This window comes from Paenibacillus sp. NPDC058367 (assembly GCF_042723305.1).
Taxonomy (GTDB): domain Bacteria; phylum Bacillota; class Bacilli; order Paenibacillales; family Paenibacillaceae; genus Paenibacillus_AQ.
In genome coordinates this window covers 1,151,107-1,169,196 of sequence record NZ_JBHXIZ010000002.1, presented here as the reverse complement: position 1 = coordinate 1,169,196, position 18,090 = coordinate 1,151,107, and the positions used below count along the sequence as shown (strand labels likewise).

Annotated in this window: 16 protein-coding genes; 12 read left to right on the top strand and 4 right to left on the bottom strand. The window is 39.7% G+C overall.

The annotated features are described in order from the left end of the window. Positions 1 to 54 precede the first annotated feature (54 nt). Entirely contained in the window at positions 55 to 2,715 is a 2,661-nt protein-coding gene (locus ACFWMP_RS16285) for a family 78 glycoside hydrolase catalytic domain (RefSeq protein ID WP_379424234.1), read from the top strand. Here the strand turns inward: ACFWMP_RS16285 and ACFWMP_RS16280 are convergent. Continuing rightward, positions 2,696 to 3,253 (bottom strand): TetR/AcrR family transcriptional regulator, encoded by a 558-nt coding sequence (locus tag ACFWMP_RS16280; RefSeq protein ID WP_042188388.1) that lies wholly within the window; start codon positions 3,251 to 3,253, stop codon positions 2,696 to 2,698. The two genes, ACFWMP_RS16285 and ACFWMP_RS16280, sit on opposite strands and share 20 nt — an antisense overlap. A 170-nt stretch (positions 3,254 to 3,423) precedes the next feature. Between ACFWMP_RS16280 and ACFWMP_RS16275 the strand changes: the two genes are divergently transcribed. The 3 genes from ACFWMP_RS16275 (at position 3,424) to ACFWMP_RS16265 (ending at position 6,516) form a co-directional block, all read left to right on the top strand. Then, positions 3,424 to 4,938: an NAD-dependent epimerase/dehydratase family protein gene (locus tag ACFWMP_RS16275; RefSeq protein ID WP_379424233.1), complete on the top strand. Its 1,515-nt coding sequence runs from the start codon at positions 3,424 to 3,426 to the stop codon at positions 4,936 to 4,938. 177 nt (positions 4,939 to 5,115) lie between these two features. Further along, positions 5,116 to 5,964 carry a sialate O-acetylesterase gene (locus tag ACFWMP_RS16270; RefSeq protein ID WP_042188390.1) on the top strand — a complete coding sequence of 283 codons (849 nt, stop codon included), beginning with the start codon at positions 5,116 to 5,118 and terminating at the stop codon, positions 5,962 to 5,964. Positions 5,965 to 5,994: 30 nt separating this feature from the next. Continuing rightward, complete coding sequence (locus ACFWMP_RS16265) at positions 5,995 to 6,516, top strand: PadR family transcriptional regulator (RefSeq protein WP_042188392.1); 522 nt, start codon at positions 5,995 to 5,997, stop codon at positions 6,514 to 6,516. Positions 6,517 to 6,543: 27 nt separating this feature from the next. On the opposite strand, the gene ACFWMP_RS31490 is transcribed toward ACFWMP_RS16265, so the two are convergent. Both ACFWMP_RS31490 and ACFWMP_RS16260 read right to left on the bottom strand, forming a co-directional pair. Beyond that, on the bottom strand, positions 6,544 to 6,864 hold the full coding sequence (locus ACFWMP_RS31490; RefSeq protein ID WP_042188394.1) for a YfjL-like protein: 321 nt from the start codon (positions 6,862 to 6,864) through the stop codon (positions 6,544 to 6,546). Between the two features lie 89 nt (positions 6,865 to 6,953). Beyond that, positions 6,954 to 7,796 carry a copper amine oxidase N-terminal domain-containing protein gene (locus ACFWMP_RS16260; RefSeq protein WP_042188395.1) on the bottom strand — a complete coding sequence of 281 codons (843 nt, stop codon included), beginning with the start codon at positions 7,794 to 7,796 and terminating at the stop codon, positions 6,954 to 6,956. Positions 7,797 to 8,081: 285 nt separating this feature from the next. Here ACFWMP_RS16260 and ACFWMP_RS16255 point away from each other — a divergent pair, with 285 nt between their 5' ends. The 4 genes from ACFWMP_RS16255 to ACFWMP_RS16240 all read left to right on the top strand — a co-directional run bounded on the left by ACFWMP_RS16255 (position 8,082) and on the right by ACFWMP_RS16240 (position 12,387). Beyond that, positions 8,082 to 8,765: a MarR family winged helix-turn-helix transcriptional regulator gene (locus ACFWMP_RS16255; protein ID WP_052404298.1), complete on the top strand. Its 684-nt coding sequence runs from the start codon at positions 8,082 to 8,084 to the stop codon at positions 8,763 to 8,765. A 242-nt stretch (positions 8,766 to 9,007) separates the two neighbouring features. Continuing rightward, complete coding sequence (locus ACFWMP_RS16250; RefSeq protein WP_042188396.1) at positions 9,008 to 10,360, top strand: MATE family efflux transporter; 1,353 nt, start codon at positions 9,008 to 9,010, stop codon at positions 10,358 to 10,360. A gap of 76 nt (positions 10,361 to 10,436) precedes the next feature. Next, positions 10,437 to 11,315 (top strand): LysR family transcriptional regulator, encoded by an 879-nt coding sequence (locus ACFWMP_RS16245; RefSeq protein WP_042188397.1) that lies wholly within the window; start codon positions 10,437 to 10,439, stop codon positions 11,313 to 11,315. A 172-nt stretch (positions 11,316 to 11,487) separates the two neighbouring features. Next, complete coding sequence (locus tag ACFWMP_RS16240) at positions 11,488 to 12,387, top strand: NAD-dependent epimerase/dehydratase family protein (protein WP_042188398.1); 900 nt, start codon at positions 11,488 to 11,490, stop codon at positions 12,385 to 12,387. Between the two features lie 138 nt (positions 12,388 to 12,525). On the opposite strand, the gene ACFWMP_RS16235 is transcribed toward ACFWMP_RS16240, so the two are convergent. Beyond that, positions 12,526 to 13,503: a biotin--[acetyl-CoA-carboxylase] ligase gene (locus tag ACFWMP_RS16235; RefSeq protein ID WP_042188399.1), complete on the bottom strand. Its 978-nt coding sequence runs from the start codon at positions 13,501 to 13,503 to the stop codon at positions 12,526 to 12,528. Between the two features lie 247 nt (positions 13,504 to 13,750). On the opposite strand from ACFWMP_RS16235, the gene ACFWMP_RS16230 reads away from it, so the two are divergent. The 4 genes from ACFWMP_RS16230 to ACFWMP_RS16215 all read left to right on the top strand — a co-directional run bounded on the left by ACFWMP_RS16230 (position 13,751) and on the right by ACFWMP_RS16215 (position 18,075). Then, a complete protein-coding gene (locus tag ACFWMP_RS16230; RefSeq protein WP_042188400.1) occupies positions 13,751 to 14,302 on the top strand; it encodes a biotin transporter BioY in 552 nt (183 codons plus the stop codon). Positions 14,303 to 14,422: 120 nt separating this feature from the next. Next, positions 14,423 to 15,856: an AcpB/EbpR/MafR family transcriptional regulator gene (locus ACFWMP_RS16225; RefSeq protein WP_042188401.1), complete on the top strand. Its 1,434-nt coding sequence runs from the start codon at positions 14,423 to 14,425 to the stop codon at positions 15,854 to 15,856. A gap of 161 nt (positions 15,857 to 16,017) precedes the next feature. Beyond that, entirely contained in the window at positions 16,018 to 16,725 is a 708-nt protein-coding gene (gene deoD / locus ACFWMP_RS16220; protein ID WP_042188402.1) for a purine-nucleoside phosphorylase, read from the top strand. A 3-nt stretch (positions 16,726 to 16,728) separates the two neighbouring features. Further along, positions 16,729 to 18,075, top strand: coding sequence for a purine/pyrimidine permease (locus ACFWMP_RS16215; protein ID WP_231573270.1), 1,347 nt, complete (start codon positions 16,729 to 16,731; stop codon positions 18,073 to 18,075). Positions 18,076 to 18,090: the final 15 nt, after the last annotated feature.

Here is an 18,090-nt window from a genome sequence, read left to right as displayed (position 1 = left end):
TACAGTTCAAAGTGTTCCGGCAGGTTACTGGATGAATATAGGAGGTTGATACAAATGTCCAATTTTGAAGTTACAAATCTTAAAGTGAACTATAGAAAGAATCCGTTGGGGATTGATGATTTACATCCGCGGCTTAGTTGGTGGATCAGCACAGAAATACGGGGATTTATCCAATCAGCCTATCAAGTTCAAGTCGCAAATGATCACAATTTCTTTTCAAAAATCATATGGGATTCTGAAAAGGTAGAGTCGGATAGCAATGTGCATATTGAATACGAAGGTCCCGCCTTACAATCCCGCACCCGGTATTACTTTAGGGTTCGAGCTTGGGACGATCATGGGATAGTTTCAGAATGGAGTGAACCTGCGCACTGGGAAACGGCATTGTTATCGGTAGATGAGTGGCAGGCAAAATGGATAGCAGCACCTCCGAATCACCAAGAGAATGGGGCTGATCCTTGCGACTATATTCGTACGGAATTTTCAATCCCTGATAATGTTGTATCAGCGCGTGTGTATGCAACGTCTCTTGGGATGTACCGCTTATATATAAACGGTAAACCAGCAGATAACACGTTATTTAACCCTGGCTGGACCAGTTATAATAAACGGCTTCAATATCAGACCTATGACGTGACTTCTTTGATTGCTGCTGGCAATAACGCTCTTAGTTGCATGGTGGGAAACGGGTGGTATAAAGGATATTTAGCTTGGGAAGGAAAGAAAGACATCTTTGGTGAGGATCGTGCTGTGCTTATCCAGCTACACGTCACATTATCTGATGGTTCGGAACAAATCTTTGTATCGGATGACAACTGGCGTACTTCTACAGGTCCACTCTTGATGTCAGAATTGTATCATGGCGAAACGTATGATGCGAGGCTCGAGGTAGAAGGTTGGTCTTCTCCCGGTTTTGAGGATGTAAAGTGGCAAAAGACTATTCTCAAGGACCGTCCAGAGACTTCATTGGTTGCTCAGGAAAACGAACCGACCAGGGTTATAGAAACCATCAAGCCTATTGCAGTCATTACTACACCTAAAGGCGAACACGTGCTGGATATGGGACAAAATATGGTTGGATGGGTAAGATTTACGGTTCATGCTGAAGCTGGAACAATAATTACTTTAGAACATGCTGAGGTGTTGGACCGCGAGGGGAATTTCTACATCGGAAATTTACGATCTGCAAAACAAACTGTTACTTATATATGCCATGGCGGGGAGGTAGAAACGTTTGAGCCCTATTTATCCTTCCAAGGATTCCGTTATGTAAAAGTGACTGGCATACCGCTAGATCAATTATTGGAACAATTCATCGGCTGCGTCATCCATACGGACTTGGAGCAAACGGGAAACTTCAACTGTTCAGATGTACTCTTGAATCAGCTTCAGCACAACATCTTATGGGGACAAAAGGGGAATTTTCTAGATATCCCGACAGATTGCCCTCAACGAGACGAAAGATTGGGATGGACGGGGGATGCTCAAGTTTTTATTCGCACATCTGCCTACAACATGAATGTAGTTCCGTTCTTTGAAAAGTGGCTAAAGGATTTGGCCGCAGATCAAGAAGAAGACGGAAGAGTTCCGCATGTTATTCCCGATGTGCCAACGGCAGGATACGGCTCTGCTGCTTGGGGAGACGCCGCGGTGATTTGTCCTTGGACGCTTTATCAATGTTATGGGGACATTCGTGTGCTGAAAACGCAATATCCAAGTATGAAAGCATGGGTCGAGTATATTCGGGCGCAAGGTGAAGACGAATATCTATGGAATACAGGTTTTCACTTCGGAGATTGGTTAGGTCTGGATGCCAAAGAAAACAGCTACGTCGGAGCAACACCAAAAGAGTTGATCGCTACCGCGTTCTATGCTTATTCAACGGAATTGCTAGCTAAGACAGCGGCTGTCATTGGAAAACCCGAAGATGCCTTAAAATATGAAGCATTGCATGAGAAGATTGTTCTGGCATTCCGTCAAGAGTTCGTAACGCCAAATGGTAGGGTGGCCTCACCGACACAAACTGCGTATACACTTGCCCTTATGTTTGACTTATTAGAGGAAAAGGATCGTCATCGGACGGCCAAGATGCTAGCCGACCATATCGAAGAAAATGGAGTGCACCTAACGACCGGCTTTGTGGGAACTCCCTATCTGTGTCTAGTCCTCTCTAGATTCGGTTATACGGATGTAGCCTACCAATTGGTACTGCAGAAAGAGTATCCTTCCTGGTTATATTCTGTAATCCAAGGGGCTACAACCATTTGGGAACATTGGGATGGAATAAAACAGGACGGTTCGTTCTGGAGCGATGATATGAACTCCTATAACCATTATGCTTACGGTGCTATTGGAGATTGGCTCTATCGCACTGCCGGTGGCATCGAACTATTAGAACCAGGCTATAAAAAAATACGGATCCAGCCGCAGATCGGGGAACATTTGACGTGGGTTGATGCTTCGCTTGAATCTGTCCATGGAACGATCAAGGTAACTTGGAAAAAACAGAACGAAGATTCAGTAGAAATGCAAGTGCTGATTCCATCCAATACAACAGCTGAGATTATTATTCCAACGATGAATCAGGACAGTATCTTGGAGTCTGGGACACCAATAGAACAAGTCATAGGTCTATCCAGTGTGGAACAAATGTCAGAAGGCCTTAAACTACTAGTTGGGTCTGGTGACTATTACTTCAAGTTTCCGATGACTTAAACGTTAATAAGGAATGATCCGCCAAAGAGAAAATAAGTTGAGCCAATTCATCGCTTGATATAATGAAATTTTCTAATATCCATTCCTGTATAATTGCTAAGCTTCCATTAACCAAATAAGCGTAAGTAAAACGCTTCATATTTTCGGGAACGTCAAGCTGAAGGAAAGTGTCAATATTCATCAGTACTTCATTAAGCAAACGTTTTGAAAACAACTCGTTATCATTTGATTTGAGTAGCATGATGGCAAATAAATCATCATTCTTTTTGATGTAGTCTAAGAAGGTCAATATATAAGTGATGCCATTGTCATTAGCTTCGATTTTTTCTAGATATGCATTTGTGTTATCAATAATCTCCTGCTCAACATGTTCAAGCAGATCGTATGCATTTGCATAATGCAAATAAAAGGTAGAGCGATTGATGCCTGCTGAAGCGCATAATTCTTTTACGCTGATTTGGCTTATATTTTTTTCTTTGAGCAGACGAATCAAGCTTTGCTTCAGCAGCAATTTGGTTAACCGTTCACGTTGATTCATTGTTGATTCACCCCCTATAAAAATTTTTTTAAACTAATCGACAGAATATCTTCGACTGTCTATATTACATCAGTTTGATAATCAACTGGTGGTTGTGAAATAGACACTGTGTCTGTATTCTGAAGGGAGACGAATGACTTGTCAATAATCTTATAATGCAGGTGAAGAATATGGTAAAGAAAAAACGAGTCATGATAACAGGTGCAGCGGGCAATATGGGTGGCGAAACATTGAAATTTCTTAGAAACGATTTAGCGAAATGCGAGCTGTTACTCTTTGATTTAGACAATTCAACCAGTCGCCAAAAGCTGAAAGAATATGAGAGACTAAGTGGTGTTAAAGTAGTCTATGGCGATTTACTAGACTGCGACCTTGTCTATGAATGTGTGAAAGATGCCGACATTGTGCTCCATATAGCAGCCTTTGTATCTCCTGCTGCAGATGAGTTTCCCGAACGAACGATGCAGATTAATTATGGTTCAGCGAAGAACATCGTCGAGTCCATCAAGAAAAGTGGTCGTGCCCATGTAACGCGTTTCGTAAATATCGGTACAATTGCGGAAACGGGTGACCGTATGCCGCCAATCCATTGGGGACGTGTGGGCGACCCTCTCAAACCAAGTGTTTATGACTACTATGCCGTTTCGAAAATTGCCGCCGAGCGTATGGTAATTGAATCAGGACTAAGCTATTGGGTGAGCCTCCGCCAAACAGGTATTATGGGGCCAGCGATGAGCAAGATAGAAGACCCTATTATGTTCCATAACTGCCTAGAAAATGTGCTTGAATACGTATCAGATCGGGATTCAGGACGTTTAATGCGAAACCTCTGCATCTCGGATATAGACGGAGAACTAAATGAAGGATTTTGGCAACATATTTACAACATTGGCGGGGGCGAGAGCTGTCGAGTCAGCACGCTTGAGATGTATCAGGTGCTTTATGGTAAGTTAGGTTTAACAAATCTTGATTATGTGATAGATCCTAAATGGTATGCAACACGGAATTTTCACGGACAATATTATCTGGACTCTGATAAGCTGGAGGACTATTTTCACTTTCGCCGAGATTCAATAGATTATTTCTATCAAAGCTACCTCGATAATCTAGGCGCACTTGTGCCTGTTGCGAAAGTCATCACTAAATTGCCCGGAGGTCAAAAATTGATGGGTGCGATGATTAAGCGGACGATGAAAAAGCAAGCAGTAAAAGAGCGAGGAACGATACGTTTTATCGAGGAAAATGACATTGAGAAAATAGACGCTTATTGGGGCAGCAAGAACAACTGGGAGGCGATTCCTGCAAAGGTGTCTGAAATGAAGAAATTCGCGGATTGGGATAAAGTCATCAAACTTGACCACGGGTATGATGAGAATAAGCCAACATCGCAATTAAATCTTGAAGATATCAAGGGTGCTGCGAAATTTCGTGGTGGTGAATGTCTTTCAACAGATATGGAAACGGGGAATTGGGCAGGCAAACTTGATTTCAAATGTGCGTTCGACCATACCTTTACGGCTAGCCCCAAGCTTATGCTAGAAGGTGGACATTTCTGCCCGCAGTGTGAGCTCGAAAGCTGGAATTACAAAGAACGTGCGAAGCGTGAACCGTTCTTTGCTCAGGTTTGGAACCCTATTCAAAGTAAGGCAGACGGACGCGAGTATATGAAATCGTATCAGAATTAGATGGTATTACCTCACTTCTGATATGTTAATACTTAATACAAAGGTTGATCTTTTTGAAGATCAGCTTTTTTGATTTCATAAAGAGGGAGAGAATAAAAGCGTATTTGTTGACAAATAGTCTAATTAGACTAATAATATAAACAGTCTAATTAGACTATTGAAGAGAGGATGAGAATAATGATCAAATCATTTCTAATGATTGGACAGTCAAATATGGCTGGACGAGGATTTATACATGAAGTACCCCCAATTTATAACGAGAGAATCCAAATGCTACGTAATGGCAGATGGCAAATGATGGCTGAACCTATTAATTATGACCGTCCTGTTTCTGGAATAAGTCTGGCAGGATCATTTTCGGATGCATGGTGTCGTGAAAATGAAGAAGACATCATTGGCTTAATTCCTTGTGCTGAGGGTGGGAGCACCATTGATGAATGGGCTGTAGATGGGGCACTTTTTAAACATGCATTACAAGAAACTAAATTTGCTATGCAAAATAGTGAATTATCGGGGATTTTATGGCATCAAGGAGAAAGTGATAGTAGTAATGGCAACTATAAAGTCTATTATCAGAAATTACTTATAATGGTTACGACGCTTAGAAAAGAGTTAGATGCTACAAATATTCCATTTATAATTGGTGGTTTAGGGGATTTTTTAGGCAAAGAAGGATTTGGGAAACATTGCACTGAATACGAGTTGATGAATCAAGAGTTACAAAAATTTGCTTTTGAACAAGATGATTGTTACTTTGTTACAGCTTCAGGTTTAACTTCTAATCCGGATGGTATTCATATCGATGCAATATCTCAAAGAAAATTTGGGTTGCGATATTTTGAAGCTTTTATTAATAAGCAACATGTACTTGAGCCGCTAATTAATGAACAGGAGTTGTTAAGTCTCCATAATGCAAGAACACACACTAAAGCGGAAAAAATGTATATATTGAGTATGGATTTTGCTTTAGGAAAAATATCATTTGACGAATTTCAAGCCAAGTTTATACAAATCAACAATGATTAAACCTAGTAGCATTTTGACGGAGGCGTTGAGTTGATAATATTACTGATTTTAGGATTATTAAAACAAAATCCAGGGGCTCACGGTTATGAATTGTTATCCTTAATGGAAGAAAAACACTATAAATATATAGTGAATTTCACCAAAGGGTCCTTTTATTATAATCTTGGGCAATTAGTAGAGAAAAAGTATATTGTAAAAGTTGACCAAAGAGACAGCACCAGAGAGACACATAATTATAACATCACGGAATTAGGGGAAAAAGAGTTTGAAAAGTTGATGTTCAAATATGGGTCTAAGACAGACTATATAAACCTATCTTTTTATGTAGCAATGTTATTTTCAGATGAATATAAAAAAGAAGAGCTAACTAAATTAATAGAAATACAAATCGAACAAACTAAAAATAAGATTTCTTTAATACAGCTATCTCTTGAGAACGATGAAAATATCACTGCTTATTTTAAAAAAATGTTAGAAAATTCACTTTCCCACCATATAGTAAATATTCAATGGTTTGAAGGTTTGCTTGAAGATATAAAAAAAGAAAACTGATCAAAGCTCAACGGTTATTCTAGTAACCTATTTGAACATACGTTTTTCTAGTTCATATAGATAAAGATCATGAATTTCTTTGTTTTCAATATCTTGACCTACAAAAAAAACTAAAGTTGGGTCACTCACGGGATATGCATAAGTAAGGTATGTTCTGTGCATAAAATCATAGTCCATCTTTTTTAACTTGAAGTCAATTTGATACTTATCTTCTAAATAGACTTCGAATTGTTTTTTATGAGTTATGGACTTCCATGGTAATCCGAAGAATAAAAAGTATATTCCTATAAGGAATATCAAAAAAATTATTAGAATGAGCGATTTTTTACTTAGAATAGGGTGTTTCATATATTAATACCCCTCCTTGTAAAATAAGACAAAAGCGAGCCTCTAAAATCACTTTTAGGCTCGTTTTGCGTTTCGTGAATTGTATTTACTTATTTTAGAATCCTGCCCACTACTAGTATATATTTTAAATAGTCGCCATAATTGCCTGCTGTAAACTCCGTTTTCTGCTGAAATACTTGATCTTTTATGAGGGCTGGACGAGGACGTAGTTGTTCTGTTGTTGGGTTAAGATCAGCTTCCATTTGAAAGGTATTATTAAATATAACAATAACATGTAGATCTTCTTTACCTTTAGGTATAGAAATTCCACTAATATTTTTTGCGCTTAAATTGATATTTCCCTGCTGAAGCTTATTTTCAATTAGTTCACTCAGCGTCAAATCAAAAGTGGTTGGTAAAATTCCATTCTGATTAGCAATTCTATCAGGAGGAATGTCCGATTCCTTAATAGACTTTACAATATTAAATCCGTTGATCGCTTCATCTTCCAAGTGCAAAATACCCGTTTGGCTATCGTGAGTTCCCCTTAAATTCATATTATCCAACAGTACACGAATAGGTAACATAAAAGATTGTTTGTATACTACTGGAACAGTATCCATTGTTTTCACTACACCATCTACTATTATCTTATTCGAATTCTCTGTTAAAATAATTTTCTTACCATTCTTTTCAATTATTGCTTGTTTTAATTCGGCATTATACGACACTGAAGCTCCTAGTAGTTCACTTACTGCACGAAGGGGAACTATTAATCTTTGTTTGCTATCAATATAAGGTTGCTTTGGATAAGTGTAGAGAATATTGTACTCATTGATTTGCAATAGAACTGGGGAGTTTATTGTAGTAGACGCTGCAAAAGATGGATACGAAGGACCAAATAATAGGGTACTCGCTAAAGTAACAGCTAAACTGAGCTGTAATAATTTCAATCAAGTCACCTCCAGATATTTTTAAAACAAACCCGAATAAGTGTTACTGTTATAAACACCAATTATAATAGCGTGCAAGCGAACTTACAGTAATTATATGATAAAAAATGTAATAAGGATGTAAGTAATTTTGTCCGCTACATTGTCCCGATAACAATTAACAACATACTAACGGTACCTGTAAAAAACATTTTGACATGTCTAACAGGTACCGTTATAATAAAAACCAACAGGTACCGTCAAAAAGATTAACAGGTACCATACAAACTTTATGGAGGATTCAATATGGACATGAATACTGAATTATACGAAAAACTCGCGAAACTGCAATGGCTGCTGCAACGACAACACTTAAAAACACACGCTGCTGTTGGCCCTATGGCCGACACATCCCGCGGGCAAGGAAGGATACTGGCATTTCTCCGGATGAAAGATGGTATCAGCACCAAAGATTTATCCTATATGCTGGACATCCGTGTATCATCCCTCAATGAATTGCTTGCAAAATTGGAAAAAGCCGAATATATCACCCGTAAGCCATCAGAAACAGACAAACGTATCATGTTGATTTACTTAACCCAAAAAGGACAAGAGGAAGAGGGGCATGAGATAGACAGCGTCAACATATTTTCTAGCCTATCTTCAGAAGAGCAGATTGCTTTCGGGGATTACTTAACCCGCGTTATTATGGCTTTAGAAGAAGAGCTTGGAACGGACGGAGAACGTGATGTAATGGCTATGTGGATGGAGGCTGCAAAGGAGCGTATGGGAACAGAGGAATTCGAAAAACTAATGGCCATGCGTGGACAAATGCAAAAAATGTGGGGGAATTCTAGGGACGAACGCTTTAGCGGAAGGTTCCCTGGTTTTGGCGGGGAAGGGCATCGTGATATGCGCGGATTCGGCTGGCCTTCCAGAGATGGAAGAAATTCGTCACCAGACCAGTCACATGATCCGGACGATAAGTAAGCAAAGTCTTTTCGTCAAACAGTAGCAGTGGCGTGCCTTTTACAAAGGAAAGCTGAACGGCAAAGGCGGCGCAATGACGTACTTTCTTGGAAACTGAAGAACAGTTAATTTCGCACACCAACCCCGTAAAGTCGATGTTACGGTACGGGGTTGGTTGTTGCTGCGTCATGGTTCATATTCAATAAATAGTTAGAATTCTAAGTAATTTGAATACTAAATAGATGAAGGAAGTGGTGACCCACATGGATGCAGAAAACCTCCATTACTTTGAAAAAGCACCCATCTCAAAAGCCGTAGCTCACTTCGGTATACCGATGATGTTAGGCATGTCAATGAGTGTCATATATTCCATCTTGAATGCCTATTTCCTTGGCACACTGGGCAATACGGCTATGTTAACCGCACTTGCACTAACCTTGCCGTTATTCGCGATCATTATGGCGCTAGGAAATTTGATTGGCATGGGCAGTGGTACATTCATCTCCCGCTTGCTAGGGGAGAAAAAATATGATGATGTTAAGCATGTATCTTCATTCGCTTTTTACAGCAGTTTAGTTATCGGTCTTATCGTGATGGCTGTTGGCCTCCCGTTGATTGATCCAATTGTTCATGGTCTGGGAGCGACGCCCGACTCCTTCGGATTTACTAAGGACTATGTAACGATTATGTTTATCGGCTCACCATTCGTTGTATTATGCTTCACATTGGAGAATATCGTGCGCTCGGAAGGTTCAGCAATCACATCGATGATCGGGATGATTCTAAGTGTTGTCGTGAATATTATTCTCGATGCGCTAGTTATCTTCGTCTTCCATTGGGACGTGATTGGCGTTGCGACTGCTACGGTCATCTCTAACTTGGTTGCGAGTGCATTCTACGCCTACCATTTGGGTTATAAAAGCCAATTCTTAACTGTCTCTTTTAAATGGTTCAAAGCTACCAAGGATATACTAAGCAATGTATTCAAAATTGGAATCCCTGTCTTTATTATGAGCATCTTCTTGGGTGCAATGTCACTCGTGTTGAACCATTTTCTTGTCGAATATGGAGATCAAGCCATAGCGGGGTTCGGAATTTCATCACGTTTATTACAATTACCTGAGTGTATTCTGATGGGATTATGCGAAGGTGTCGTGCCGCTCATTGCCTTCTCTTTTACAGCAAATAAATTACGCATGAAGCATACTATCGGATTCACGATCAAAGCGATAATAGCTTTAGCTGTCGTGTTCGGCGTTATCGTCTATCTGATTTCCGACCACTTAATTGGCTTATTTACGAATGACCCGCAATTAATTGAAATGGGCAGCTACATTCTGCATGTGACATTCTTATCCTTGTTCATTACAGGAATGACTTCGTTGTTTACCGGGATCTTCCAAGCTACAGCGCAAGGAACTGCTGCATTTATAATGTCAATTATTCAAGGAGTTACTCTGATTCCTGTGTTGTATATAGCCAATCGAATGAATGGTTTCCATGGTGTGGTCTGGTCGCTCGTCATTTCGGATGCCGTTGCGTTCCTTGTTGGTGCCATCATGCTGTATGTTCTGCGGAACAAGATGCAGCCGGATTTAAATGCTTTAGCACAGTAGAATACAGAGTCTTAAGTTGATATATTAAGTTCATCTTCTAATATAAATTTTACAGTATAAAGGTGGAGCCTAGAGTATGGTTGATTTTGAATGGTATAGAAGCTTTTGCACAATATATAAGTATCAATCGATTTCTGAAGCCGCAAAAATCCGCATGATGACGCAGCCAGCCATGAGTCAGCACTTAGCCGCCTTGGAGGCGGAGGTGGGAGAAACTTTATTTATTCGGTCGACTAGAAAAATCACCCCAACAGAGCGGGGAAAGGAGTTATATTCCCAGCTCGCTCCACTTATAGAATCATTAGAGAATACGACAATGAGCTTTAAATCGGCTTCTTTGCCTACTCTGAGTGTGATCAAGCTGGGAGCTGCGCATGAGTTTTTTAGTGAAAAAATACTGCCACAACTTACTGATTTTAATACTTGCACCATTTCGCATTTTGGAACCTCCGAGCAATTGCTAGAGCTCCTGAAGGAAGACAAGCTAGACATTCTCATTATGTCAAAAAGGTTCCAAACTCCCGGTATTGAGTATTTGAAATTAATGGATGAAGAGTTTGTTATAGTAGCTCCAAGCAATTATGAAATCCTTGAATTTGATAATCTGAAGCTTGAAGAGCAATGGCTCTCTGAACAGAAATGGATCAGCTATGGCTTGGAATTACCGATAATAAGAAGAATTTGGAGAGAACATTTTAAGAAACGTCCTGAAATTAGACCTATTCATATCATTCCTAATTTACACATGATCCTGAAGGCAGTTGAGCTCGGGGTGGGCTTGAGTGTCATACCTACATACCTCTTGCGAAACTCGTTAAAAGAAGGCAAATCAAAAGTTATTTTTAAGCATTTAAAAGTAAAAAACGAGTTATATATCGCTTATCAGTTAAAGAATAAGCATTTGCCTCTGATTCATGAGATCATATCTATCCTAAGAGAAAAGAAGATGGATTAGCTAGTATTATTTATAAAATAATTTATGAATAAATGGTTATTTCATAATTTGTTTTATTTATGTTTTGGAGCTTACAATAAAGAAGCAGCAAAATTAATAAATAATTGAGACTGGCACCACACTTTGTCGAATGGACAAGCATCAACAGCATAGATGAGGAGGAAATATTATTATGAAAGTGTTTATCACAGGAGCTTCAGGCTATATCGGCGGGTCGGTGGCTAAAGGTTTAATTGATGCCGGGCATACTGTCTTCGGTCTGATTCGCAATCCCGATAAGGTGGAAGCATTAAGGGATATTGGTATAGAGCCTATACTCGGCACGTTGGAAGATACGGATACGCTAACGAAATATGCTAAGCTCAGCGATGCAGTAATTCACACAGCCGATTCAGATCATTTGCTGGCAGTTGAAACTTTTATAGCTGCTCTACGTGGAAGTGGAAAACCATTTTTGCATACATCGGGTTCAAGTGTGGTAGGGGATGATGCCCGTGGCGAAACGGCGAGCGAACAAATTTTTGACGAGGAAACACCATTTGTGCCTATGGATATTAGAGAAAACCGCGTAGCGATCAACAACCTCGTACGCAAGGCTGGAATTGAGGATTGGGTGAGAAGTATCGTGATAGTCCCATCTATGATTTATGGTGATGCACTAGCGTTGCCTGTGGAAAGCGATCAATTGCCGCAAATTATTCGCAAGTCGAGAGAGCTACAGGCAGGCGTTCACGTAGGTAAAGGCGTAAATCGCTGGTCTAATGTCCACATCAAAGATTTGGTACAACTGTATGTATTGGCACTCGAAAAAGCACCGTCTGCATCGTATTTCTTTGCCGAAAATGGGGAGGAATCTTATGGGGACATCGCCAAATCTGTCAGCGAGGCGTTAGGCTTTGGGGGCAAGACCATAAGCTGGCCCGCAGACGAAGCGATAGCAGAACTTGGAGACTGGGCGCGTTTTGCTATCGCCTCGAACAGCCGTGTGCGTGCCACCCATGCAAGAAATCTACTTGCTTGGGCTCCGAAGGAAGAGTCGCTGCTTAGCTGGATAAAAAATAATTTGCAATAATAAACCACTGAAAAATGATTTCTCCATGTTTAAATTTGAAGATTACCATGAATAACATATACGCAAAAGAAGCCGCCTACTAGGTGGCTTCTTTTGCGAAAAACGTCATAAGCTAGCCTATCTTAAAAAGAACAATAGCTAAATTTTAACGCTGACTTCTCCATTTGAAAGATATTCCTCGTCACCATTTTCATATCTGACTTTCAGATGGCAATCGTTATCGATATCAATGGCTGTTGCCTTAAGCTGTTCATTATTCTTTATCACTGTTACGGGTTTACCAAGTGAAATTAACCGTTTTCTATATTCGGAAAGAAACAATCTGTCCGTTAATTGCTCATAATATCCCATGAAATTGTTCAGTACTTCTGCTACCAGTCGGTTGCGGAGATCACCATAAGAACTGTTTTCAGAAATTACAGTTGTTGCAATCTCAGTAAGGTCGTTAGGAAAGCCGTCGGAAGGTAGCGCTACATTGATACCAATACCAAGAGCGGCATAATCAAGCCAGCCGTTTTCCAGCGACACGGATGCTTCGGTAAGGATCCCGCATACCTTTTTTCCCTCCATAAAAACATCATTCACCCATTTAATCTGCGTTTCTTTACCGGATACGCTCTCGATGGAAAGGGCGACTGCAACAGCGGCGCAAGTAGTCAGCAGAGCGGAATCTGTTGCTGACAGCTTGGGACGCAGCAGGATACTCATATAGATACCCGTTCCTGGTGGAGAAAAGAATTTTCGGCCCATTCTCCCGCGTCCAGCGGTCTGTTCTTCGGAAAGGATCACCTTACCCTCAGCTTCTCCATTTGAGGCAAGACTTTTTACTGCTTCATTCGTTGAAGATAGTGTCTTAAAGACTTCTAAACGTAACTTTTGCCCCTGGGTATCCAGATATTTTGAAATTGCACTTGCAGATAGGATATCTGTTTGAGGTGACATGGAATATCCTTTATTAGTTACAGCTTGTATGGAATATCCGTCAGTCTGTAACGATTTTATGGCTTTCCAGACAGCGCTGCGCGTCACGGATAACTGAACGGCTATTTCCTCGCCAGAAAAGTATTCACCCTTATTACTGTCGAGCAAGGCAAGAATATGTTCTTTTACTGTCATGAACTTAAACCTCCAAAAGTATAACTCTCCGACCAAAACCCATTGAATATAATAACATCCAACGATTGCGACTGAATACTCTAATTCTATATAACAATTGGAAAAACTCAAGCTTGGTATTTCATTCTATTGTGAACTATAAATTAATTTTTGGTTTACAATCATGAATATCTCCATTATAATTCAGCTTACTGGACGTATTTACTAACCAGAATACAATTATTTATATCCAATGGAGGTCAATTTTTTGAAGACAAAAGAACTTATTTATGCTGCATTATTCGCAGCACTTATCGCGGTGCTGGGCATGATTCCACCCATCCCCCTCGGCTTCATCCCCGTTCCGATCACTGCCCAGACGCTTGGCGTCATGTTAGCTGGATGTTTTCTGGGGAAACGGATGGGCGCCCTCAGTCTAGTCATTTTCATCGTTCTGGTAGCCATTGGACTGCCTGTACTGACTGGTGGCCGCGGCGGAATCGCAGTGCTCATTGGTCCTTCTGCAGGATACATATTTAGCTTCCCTATCGCGGCCGGCCTTATCGGCTGGTATTCTGAAAAAATCTGGCCGAAGGTCCGAACTTGGAAGCTGATAGCGATCAACATAATCTTTGGTGTATTACTAGTGAGTCTGATTGGTGCACCAGTCATGGCATTAATAACCAATACGTCGATCTGGGCTGGACTTGTCGGAGCGTTAGCCTTTCTTCCGGGGGACATCATCAAAGCCGTTATAGCAGCCGTCATAACGATGCAGCTGAAAGCAATTAGCCCTATTGAAGAAAAAACACAAATATAAAGTGATTTAAAACTCGGGTAAATGAAACCCGAGTTTTTTTATTGAAAAATAATATGGTTATAGATGTGAATTTGTTTATACTATAAAAATTAAAATGAAATTGAAATAGGGTGGATAACAATGGATAAGGGATTTAATTTAGCTAGCCAACTATTAACGCTGCTTGATACAGAACAAAGATGGTTTACCTTAGCCGAAGTAGAAAAAAGTTTAGGGATCTCAGATAAGACAATACGGAAGATGGTGGAGGAAATCAGTAAGCAACTACCCTCTACTGTAACCATTGAAGTTTCTAGAGGTAAGGGAATCGTTCTTCTACGTGATGGGCAAAGTACGATAAGTGAAGTGATTTCTTCTATGTTCAGACAAACCATTTTTTATCGGCTGATGCATTTATTGTTTACGAATGCTGGTCAAATGTCTGTGGAGGAGCTTTCTGAAGCCATGTTTATGAGTACCTCGTCTTTGAAGAAGCTAATTGTAGAATTAAATAATAATGATCTAAAAGCGTATAAGTTACGCATTAGTTACTCTACACCTGTGATCAAAGGGAATGAAATGAATATTCGATATTTTTATTGGAATTTATATTGTGATGCGTATGAGTTTACAGGATGGCCCTTTGCGAATATCGATTTTGCTTATATAAATCAGTTGATCACAAATATAGAGATTGAGAATAACATTGTATATTTTATCAATTCCAAAAGGAAATTGTCCTTTTTGTTGGCAATTGTAATAGAAAGAGCTGGGAAAGGAAATTGTGTAACCATCGACGAAAATGCATACCCCTGGGAAAAGGGAATGTTTTATATACCAGTGAGAGCCATAGCAGAGCGTCTTGAAGAAAAGCTGTCCATCGAATTTCCAAAGAGTGAAATATTCTTTATGCAATCCATGGTTAGTCTCAGCCAATATCATTATTATGAAGGGTCAGAGATCACTCCGATTAAAGAAGTCGAATTACACAAGAATAAAGAAGAATATCAAATGGGGAATCTGCTTCTAATGTTGTTGGCAAAGGTATACCCGAACTTGGATATGCATGAACGATTTATCTTGGAGATTTACGGGTTCTTTGACAAGTTATTAATCGAAAATGCCATTCCGGAATGGATGATGATTTCGAAAAGTCATTTAACAACATATGTAGAGCAGGAGTGCCAGCAGATTTATCAAGAAATGCAAACCTGTATGCAAACGTGGAATAAAACTTACCCTTCCGTTCTCTTCAATAATTTTCATTTAACAAAACTAACCTTAATTGTCCGCTCGAGTTTACGTTATAAGAGTAAGAGGGCTTTCTTAGTGATCGGGGAGGAATTTTCAATTCGTCATTACATAGCAGATTTGATAAAGAAGGAAATAGGGGATCAGTTGATCCTTAATACCTCCATTATGAAAGGGCTAACCGACGAGATCATGCAGCAAAATAATATTGATCTTGTCATTAGTAATATCCCGGTTGCACTAAAGACCGTGCCTGTTGTTATTATTTCTACGATCCCTTCTAAAAGAGATTTGGACAATATCCGTAAAGAATTGCTTTTATAATTTGACCAATTATTTTCCGTTACCTACGTAAGTTTTTGGTCTAGTTTGTAATGTTAAAAAACCTTATGCTCAATCTAGTTTCGAAACTGATTTTACTTGAGGCCAAGTGGAAAGCGATTTCGGTAAACCTCAGTTTACTATTAAAAGTTGGAGGAAGAACTATGAGTAGGCATTTAGGTGCAAATAAGGGAGAAATAGCAGAGCGCGTTTTGCTCCCAGGAGATCCTTTACGTGCAAAATTTGTAGCAGAACACTTTTTAGAGGGGGCTAATTGTTATAACGAAGTAAGAGGGATGTATGGATACACTGGATTATATAAGGGTGTACCGGTGTCGGTTCAGGGGACAGGGATGGGAAATCCATCGATGAGTATCTATGCTACAGAATTGATCGTCGATTATGAAGTTAAGAAATTGATTCGCATTGGTACATGTGGTGCGATGCAAAGTGAAATTAATATCCGCGATATTATAATAGCCCAAGCGGTGTCTTCAGACAGTAATATGACGGAGAAGATCTTTCATGGTTGTAATTTTGCACCTACAGCAGATTTTTCATTGTTAATGAAAGCGTATCAACAAGCACAAGCTAAAAATGCAAATGTTTTTGTTGGTAACATTTATAATTCTGATGAATTTTATCGTGAAAATTTAGATCGACTTCACAAGTTTATGGATTTTGGTGTATTAGCAGTAGAAATGGAAAGTACAGCCCTATACACTTTAGCCGCTAAATATGGTGTAAAAGCGTTATCGATTTTAACAGTCGGCAGTCAATTGCTAAGACAGGAACACCTGACTCATAAAGAAAGTGAACAATCTTTTTATGAAATGGTCGAAATAGCCCTTAACACAGTCATTGATGGCTGATTTATGGATAAGAGCAGTGTTGTTAGAAAAGAGAGTGAGAAAGAAATGAAGGTAATACTGTCAGGATTGCAGTGGATGATTTTTATGATCGCTGGTGCAATTGCTGCACCCATTGCTATCGCAGATTTATATAACTTAACACCCATAGAGACTTCCGGGCTTATCCAGAGCACAATGATTACTTTAGGGATAGCTGGATTTTTACAAGACCTGATGGGTCATAAATTCCCTATCCATGAAGGTCCGGCAGGGTTATGGTGGAGCATTTTTACGATTTACGCAAGTTTAGTGGGGGGGCTTTATTCTTCTAACAATGGTGCTTTACAAGCTTTAAGTGGGGCAATGATCATTAGCGGTGTGTTATTTATCCTAATTTCAGCATTTAAGCTAATGGATAAAATCGCTCGTCTATTTACTCCCACCATCACTTTTATTTATTTACTTTTATTGATCTTTCAATTAAGTGGATCTTTTATGAAAGGGATGATGGGGATTACCATAGCCCACACCACGTTAGATGTTAAAGTATTCATCCTTAGTGTGATTGTGGTTTGCATTACCTTTTGGTTAGGAAAAAGTCGCTTTGTAGTACTCAGCCAGTTTTCAATCATTTTCAGTATATTGATAGGCTGCCTATTATTTATTATCTGCGGTAATATACCAGTGTTTTCTCATGCGGATACTCTATTTAAGCTTCCGAAAATATTCCCATTTGGCAGACCTCAATTCGATGCTGGGACAATCACTACTGCATTTTTATTAACGCTGTTATTAATAACCAATGCAGTTGCGTCGATCCGTTTGATGGAGACCGTTATGAAACAAAAGCAAGTGGATCATCATCGTTATTTGCGCGCCGGGTTTACTTCTGGAATTACGCATCTTATTAGTGGCGGTTTAGGAGCGGTCGGTTCTGTCCCTATCTCGGGAGCGGCGGGATATGTTGAACAAACAGGGATGAAGGAGCGCAGATCATTTTTAATTGGATGTTGCTTTGTGATCTCAATATCCTTATTTCCGCCAATGATGAATGTTATATCAGCGATTCCAGCTCCCATAGGCTATTCCGTTACCTTCGTCATTTTTGTGAAGATGGTCGGACTAGCGCTAAAGGAATTGAAGAAGGTCATTCATGAAGAACGAACATTTATCGTTAGTGGAATTTCCCTTTTAGTGGGTGTGGGATTAATGTTTATCCCTTCATCAGCTACGGCCCATTTATCTCCGATCGTGATAGCCATTTTAAATAATGGATTAATATGCGGAAGTCTGTTGGCGATTATTTTGGAACAAGGGTTAATGTGGAAAGATGCATTTCGATATGAGGATTCCAAGAAAATTAACCGATAATTTGGAGGGCTAAAA

Bases quoted from the DNA above. Each gene is read 5' to 3' on its own strand.
- ACFWMP_RS16285 (WP_379424234.1), top strand. From the start codon at position 55: ATGTCCAATTTTGAAGTTACAAATCTTAAAGTGAACTATAGAAAGAAT.
- ACFWMP_RS16280 (WP_042188388.1), bottom strand. From the start codon at position 3,253: ATGAATCAACGTGAACGGTTAACCAAATTGCTGCTGAAGCAAAGCTTG.
- ACFWMP_RS16275 (WP_379424233.1), top strand. From the start codon at position 3,424: ATGGTAAAGAAAAAACGAGTCATGATAACAGGTGCAGCGGGCAATATG.
- ACFWMP_RS16270 (WP_042188390.1), top strand. From the start codon at position 5,116: ATGATCAAATCATTTCTAATGATTGGACAGTCAAATATGGCTGGACGA.
- ACFWMP_RS31490 (WP_042188394.1), bottom strand. From the start codon at position 6,864: ATGAAACACCCTATTCTAAGTAAAAAATCGCTCATTCTAATAATTTTT.
- ACFWMP_RS16255 (WP_052404298.1), top strand. From the start codon at position 8,082: ATGGACATGAATACTGAATTATACGAAAAACTCGCGAAACTGCAATGG.
- ACFWMP_RS16250 (WP_042188396.1), top strand. From the start codon at position 9,008: ATGGATGCAGAAAACCTCCATTACTTTGAAAAAGCACCCATCTCAAAA.
- ACFWMP_RS16245 (WP_042188397.1), top strand. From the start codon at position 10,437: ATGGTTGATTTTGAATGGTATAGAAGCTTTTGCACAATATATAAGTAT.
- ACFWMP_RS16240 (WP_042188398.1), top strand. From the start codon at position 11,488: ATGAAAGTGTTTATCACAGGAGCTTCAGGCTATATCGGCGGGTCGGTG.
- ACFWMP_RS16235 (WP_042188399.1), bottom strand. From the start codon at position 13,503: ATGACAGTAAAAGAACATATTCTTGCCTTGCTCGACAGTAATAAGGGT.
- ACFWMP_RS16225 (WP_042188401.1), top strand. From the start codon at position 14,423: ATGGATAAGGGATTTAATTTAGCTAGCCAACTATTAACGCTGCTTGAT.
- deoD (WP_042188402.1), top strand. From the start codon at position 16,018: ATGAGTAGGCATTTAGGTGCAAATAAGGGAGAAATAGCAGAGCGCGTT.
- ACFWMP_RS16215 (WP_231573270.1), top strand. From the start codon at position 16,729: ATGGATAAGAGCAGTGTTGTTAGAAAAGAGAGTGAGAAAGAAATGAAG.